6 protein-coding genes are annotated in these 5975 nt (G+C 69.2%); 4 read left to right on the forward strand and 2 right to left on the reverse strand.

Annotated elements, in window-relative coordinates; genetic code table 11:
• Positions 1–36: 36 nt before the first annotated feature.
• Positions 37–324, reverse strand: coding sequence for a co-chaperone GroES (gene groES / locus ACTIFJ_RS14550; RefSeq protein ID WP_439534831.1), 288 nt, complete (start codon positions 322–324; stop codon positions 37–39).
• A 135-nt stretch (positions 325–459) separates the two neighbouring features.
• Complete coding sequence (locus ACTIFJ_RS14555) at positions 460–1863, reverse strand: protein adenylyltransferase SelO (protein ID WP_439534832.1); 1404 nt, start codon at positions 1861–1863, stop codon at positions 460–462.
• A 159-nt stretch (positions 1864–2022) separates the two neighbouring features.
• Here ACTIFJ_RS14555 and ACTIFJ_RS14560 point away from each other — a divergent pair, with 159 nt between their 5' ends.
• The 4 genes from ACTIFJ_RS14560 to ACTIFJ_RS14575 form a co-directional block, all read left to right on the forward strand.
• Positions 2023–2796, forward strand: coding sequence for a sulfite exporter TauE/SafE family protein (locus tag ACTIFJ_RS14560; protein ID WP_439534833.1), 774 nt, complete (start codon positions 2023–2025; stop codon positions 2794–2796).
• Between the two features lie 73 nt (positions 2797–2869).
• Positions 2870–4021 (forward strand): ATP phosphoribosyltransferase regulatory subunit, encoded by a 1152-nt coding sequence (locus ACTIFJ_RS14565; protein ID WP_439534834.1) that lies wholly within the window; start codon positions 2870–2872, stop codon positions 4019–4021.
• Positions 4022–4024: 3 nt separating this feature from the next.
• The gene (locus tag ACTIFJ_RS14570; RefSeq protein WP_439534835.1) at positions 4025–5314 is read left to right on the forward strand and encodes an adenylosuccinate synthase; all 1290 of its coding nucleotides are present in this window, start codon (positions 4025–4027) and stop codon (positions 5312–5314) included.
• A 39-nt stretch (positions 5315–5353) separates the two neighbouring features.
• Positions 5354–5975, forward strand: a 622-nt coding sequence (locus ACTIFJ_RS14575; protein ID WP_439534836.1) for a thermonuclease family protein, incomplete at its 3' end; no start/stop codon positions are given.

The following is a 5975-nucleotide window of genomic DNA, read 5'->3' on the forward strand; positions in this document are numbered from 1 at the left end:
ATCTCCTAAAATTGAACCGGAAATTCCAAAGGCTGATCAGCCGATGATCCCCAGGATGTCGCTTTCCTTCATGATCAGCAGGTCTTCGCCGCCGACCTTGACTTCGGTGCCCGACCATTTGCCGAACAGGATGCGGTCACCCGCCTTCACCTCGAGCGGATGGACGGTGCCGTCATCGCTGCGGGCGCCGGTGCCAGCCGAAACGACTTCACCTTCCTGCGGCTTTTCCTTGGCGGTATCGGGGATGATGATCCCCCCGGCGGTCTTTTCTTCGGCCTCGACGCGGCGCACAAGCACCCGGTCGTGAAGCGGACGGAATGTCATGTCTTCCCTCTCTGTTGGAAAATTGGAGCGTTGGCACTCACCAGAAGCGAGTGCTAACGGCCCGCTCGATATGTGCTTTTCCCGTCACACCGTCAAGGCCGCACGCGCAAAATTCACGCGATTGTCACGAGCTTGTCAGGTGCCGCAGAAGGTTTCGCGCACCACTTCCTCGGGCCGCGCCGGCACCCGGAACGCCGCATTCGCCGCCGTCTCCGCATAGGGCTCATCCAGCGCTGCCAGCAGCGCCCGCACCGGCGCCAGATCGCCCGCCTCTGCCGCCCGCAGCGCCGCCTCCACCACATGATTGCGCGGCACCACCGCCGGCGCCGACCGCCTGATCAACGCCGCCGCCTCCCTCCGGTCGCCAATCCGCGCCAGCCAACCCTTCACCCACTCGGCCTCGGGCAAAACCCCGCCCTCCAGCCCATCCGCCAGCCCGCGCCAGAAATTGGTGTAATCGGTCCCCGCCTGCTCCAGCCAGTCGAGCACGTCGCTGACCAGCGCCATATCCCCCTCCTCCGCCGCCGCCAGCCCCAGCTTGCCGCGCATCGCCGCGAGCCACGCCGCCTCGAACTGCGTCGGAAAGCCCTGCAGCACCGTCGTCGCCGCCTCCCGAGCCCGCTCGCTTTCGTCCCCCAGCAACGGTAACAGGCTCTCCGCCAGCCGCGTCAGGTTCCACAGCGCGATCTGCGGCTGCGCGCCAAAGGCATACCGCCCCTGCGCATCGATCGAGCTGAACACCACGTCCCGCCCATAGCTCTCCAAGAATGCGCACGGCCCATAGTCGATCGTCTCGCCGGAGATCGTCATGTTGTCAGTGTTCATCACCCCATGCACGAACCCGACCCGCATCCAGTCCGCCACCAGCGCCGCCTGCCGCGCGCACACCCCCTGTAGCAGCCCCAGATAATCGCCGGGCAACAGCTCGGGAAAATGCCGCGCCAGCGCATGGTCGGCGAGTGCGCGCAGCACCCCCGGATCGTCCTGCGCAGCGGCGAACTGGAAGGTCCCCACCCGCAAATGGCTCGATGCCACCCGCACCAGCACGGCGCCGGGCAGCACCGCCTCGCGCAGCACATGCTCGCCGGTCGCCACCACGGCCAGCGACCGCGTCGTCGGCACGCCGAGCGCCGCCATCGCCTCGCTGACGATAAATTCCCGCAGCATCGGCCCCAGCGCCGCCCGCCCGTCGCCGCCCCGCGAATAGCGCGTCCGCCCCGCCCCCTTCAGCTGGATGTCGAAGCGCGCGCCGTCGGGCGCCAGATGCTCGCCCAGCAACACGGCGCGACCGTCGCCGAGCATGTTGGGATGCCCGAACTGGTGCCCGGCATAGGCCTGGGCGATCGGCTGCGAGCCGCTGGCCAGCACATTACCGGCCAGGATGTCGACCGGCACCTTGTTAGTGTCCAGCCCCAGCCGCTCGCACAGCGGCGTGTTCCAGATCAGCGTCTCGGGCGCCTTCACCGGCGTCGGCGCGCGCAGCTCGAACAGGATTTCCGGCAGCGTCACATAGCTGTTGTCGAACCGCAATCCGTCCATGTCTGTCTCCCTCGCCGACCAATGTAAGCCGTCCGCCGCCGCGCGCCACCTTTAGCGCCGAAAACAATTTCTTTGCCCCGCGGCGCATGACAATCGGGCCGGCAACTTTATAGAAGCAAGGGCAATGCGCGCGCTGGCGCAGCTACGGAAAGGCCGCCAGTGCTTGATTTTTCCACCGTCGAGATCGTCGATCTGCTGCCCTATATGGCCGCCGGATTCGCCGCCCAGATCATCGACGGTGCGCTCGGCATGGCCTTCGGCGCCATCTCCAGCACGCTGCTCGTCGGCGTCCTCGGCGTGCCCCCGGCCCAGGCCTCGGCCAGCGTCCATTTCGCCGAGGTCTTCACCACCGGCGCCTCGGGCCTCAGCCATGCCTTCCACAAGAACATAGACTGGGCGCTGTTCAAGCGGCTGGCGCTGCCCGGCATCCTCGGCGGCATCACCGGCGCCTATCTGCTGACCAATATCGATGCCGACATGGCCCGGCCGCTGGTCATGGCCTATCTGCTTGCGATCGGGCTGCTGCTGCTGGTGCGCACATGGCGCTTCCCGGAGCCGCGCTTCAGCGATCCGCGCGTCGTCGCCCCGCTCGGCGCCGCCGGCGGCTTCCTCGATGCCGCCGGTGGCGGCGGCTGGGGCCCGGTCGTCACCTCCAACCTGCTCCTCCAGGGCGGCAACCCGCGCAAGACCATCGGCACCGTCAGCGCCACCGAATTTTTTCTCACCGTTGCCATTTCGGTCACCTTCATCTGGCAGCTCGGCCTGTCCGCCTTTACCATCGCCACGCTCGGCCTGCTGCTCGGCGGCGTCATCGCCGCCCCCTTCGGCGCTGCGCTTGCCCGCCATGTCCGCCCGCGCCTGTTGCTCGGCCTCGTCGGCATCATCCTCGTCATCACCAGCGCCTTCAGCATCTGGCAGGCCCTGAACGGCTGAGCTTCCCCCCTGCGCCATGCCCCCCTGCGCCATGCCCCTTGCTCACAACAGGCGCATGCGGCAAAGCCGCCCCATGCTCCCACCCGGACTGCTTCCCGAAGGTCTGCGAGACCTGCTTCCCCCCGCCGCCGAGGCCGAGGCGAAGCTCGCTGCCGCGCTGATGGCGGTGTTCAGCGCCCATGGCCATGCCCGGGTCAGCCCGCCGCTCGTCGAATATGAAGCCACGCTCGGCAGCCGCCTCGCCAGCCCCGCCCGCCGCGAGCTGCTGCGCTTCACCGATCCGGTCAGCCAGCACACGCTGGCGCTGCGCTCGGACATCACCGGCCAGGTCGGCCGCATCGCCTGCACCCGCATGGCCGCCAGCCCGCGGCCGCTGCGCCTGTCCTATTGCGGCCCTGTGCTGCGCGTCCGCGGCGACCAGCTGTCCCCCGAGCGCCAGTCGCTGCAGACCGGTGTCGAGATCATCGGCGCCGATCACGAGGCCGCCGCCCTCGCCGTCCTCCGCCTCGCCGTGGAAGCGCTCGCCACCGCCGGCATCGAGGCGCTGAGCCTGGACCTGACGTTGCCCGATCTCGTCGCCCATCTCCACGCCGCCGGCCTCTCCGCCGGCGAGGCCAGCCTCGCCACGCTGCAAGCGCTGCTGGACGGCAAGGACATCGCCAGCCTGCGCGCCGCCGGCGCCGCCGCCTATGAGCCGCTGATCGCCGCCGCCGGCCCGGCTGCTACCGCCCTGCCCCGGCTGCATGCGTTCGCCGCCACCCTGCCGGAGGCCGCCGCCGCCGTGCTCGCCGCCCGGCTGGCGCCGCTGTCGGCGCTGGTCGCGGCGCTGGACGGCACACCCGGCCTGTCGCTCAGCCTCGATCCCACAGAGCGCCACGGCTTCGAATACCAGTCCTGGCTCGGCTTCTCGCTGTTCGGCGCCGGCCTGCCGTCGGAGATCGGCCGCGGCGGCAGCTACAGCCTCGTCCATCCCGATGGCCGCACCGAGCCCGCCATCGGTTTCTCGCTCTATCTGGATAGCCTCGTCGACGCCGGCTTCGGCAGCGTCGCCGAAAAGCGGCTGTTCTGCCCACCCGATACCGCGCCCGAGGCCGCCGCCCGGCTCCGTGCCCAGGGCTGGACCACTGTCACCGCGCTGGCCCCGGACGAGGATCCGGCCGCCCAGCGCTGCACCCATGTCCTCGTCGGCGGCACCCCGCAGCCGCTCACCGTCACGGCGGAGTAAGCCATGCCAAATGTCACCGTCATCGGCGCCCAATGGGGCGATGAAGGCAAGGGTAAGATCGTCGACTGGCTCGCCGAGCGCGCCGATGTCGTCGTCCGCTTCCAGGGCGGCCACAATGCCGGTCACACGCTCGTCGTCGGCAACCAGACCTACAAGCTCAGCCTGCTGCCCAGCGGCATCGTCCGCGGCACGCTGTCGGTCATCGGCAACGGCGTCGTCTTCGATCCCTGGCACTTCAAGGCCGAGGTCGAGAAACTGCGCGGCCAGGGCGTCACCATCACGCCGGAAAATCTCGCCGTCGCCGAGCAATGCCCGCTGATCCTGCCGCTGCACCGCGATCTCGATGCGCTGCGCGAGGATTCGATGGGCGCCGGCAAGATCGGCACCACAAGGCGCGGCATCGGCCCGGCCTATGAGGACAAGGTCGGCCGCCGGGCGCTGCGCGTTTGCGATCTCGCCCATCTCGGCAGCATCGGCCCGCAGCTCGATCGCCTGCTCGCCCACCACAATGCGCTGCGCGCCGGCTTCAACATCCCGCCCGTCGACCGCGATGCGCTGGTCGCCGAGCTGGCCGAGATCGCGCCGCACGTGCTGCCCTATATCCAGCCGGTCTGGAAGCGGCTGGCGGATGCCCGCAACAACCGCTCGCGGATCCTGTTCGAGGGCGCGCAGGGCGTGCTGCTCGATGTCGACCATGGCACCTATCCGTTCGTCACCTCGTCCAACGTCGTCGCCGGCCAGGCCGCCTCGGGCAGCGGCATGGGGCCGAACGCAATGGGCAATGTGCTCGGAATCACCAAGGCCTATACCACCCGGGTCGGTTCCGGCCCCTTCCCCACCGAGCAGGACAATGCCACCGGCGAGCAGCTCGGCCAGCGCGGCCATGAGTTCGGCACCGTCACCGGGCGCAAGCGCCGCTGCGGCTGGTTCGATGCGGTGCTCGTCCGCCAGGCCATCGCCACCTCGGGCATCACCGGCATCGCACTGACCAAGCTCGATGTCCTCGATGGCTTCGAAACGCTCAACATCTGCACCGGCTACCGGCTGGACGGCGAGACGCTCGATCATTTCCCCGCCCATGCCGCCGACCAGGCCCGCGTCGAACCGGTCTATGAGGTCTTCGAAGGCTGGACCGAGACCACCGCGGGCGCCCGCCGCTGGGCCGACCTTCCGGCCCAGGCGATCAAGTACATCCGCCGCATCGAGGAACTCACCGAATGTCCGGTGACGCTGGTCAGCACCTCGCCCGAGCGTGAAGACACCATCCTCGTCCGCGATCCCTTCCTCGATTGATCTTGACCGGACTACGGTTCCGGTCCCCAATCACGGCCCATGTCGCTGCTCCTGCCCCTGGCCGCCGCGCTGGCGTTCACCTGTGAGCGCCCGACCCACCATGACGGGGATGCCATCCGCTGCGCCGGCATGGAGCAATCGATGCGCCTGTACGGCGTCGATGCCCCGGAAATGCCCGGCAGCTGCCGCCCCGGTCGCAAATGCACCCCCGGGGATCCTTATGCCGCCCGCGATCACCTCCGCGCCCTGACCGACGGCCGCACCGTCGTTTGCGACGAGAAGGACATCGACAGCTATGGCCGTCCGGTCGTCCGCTGCACCGCCGACGGCGCGGACCTCGGCTGCGCCATGGTCGCCGCCGGCCACGCCGTCGAACGCTATGGCCGGCTCGACTGCGATGCGCCCGCCCCCGAAGCCGTCTCCGAAACCACAATTGTCCCCGTCGCCACCGCCGCCCCACCGCCCGCGGCCCCCATCATCCGCCGAAGCAAAACCGGCGAGCCCCGCTATTTCGCCCCGCCGGACGCCCCGCCGGTCAGCCGCGCCGTCAGCATCGGCTGGTTCCTCGCCGGCACTTGGCTGATCCTGTTCAACATCATCGGCTGGAGCGCGATGGACATCGACAAGAGCCGCGCCACCGGCACCATCTGGGACCAGAAGC

Source organism: Polymorphobacter sp., assembly GCF_051860865.1.
GTDB lineage: Bacteria > Pseudomonadota > Alphaproteobacteria > Sphingomonadales > Sphingomonadaceae > Sandarakinorhabdus.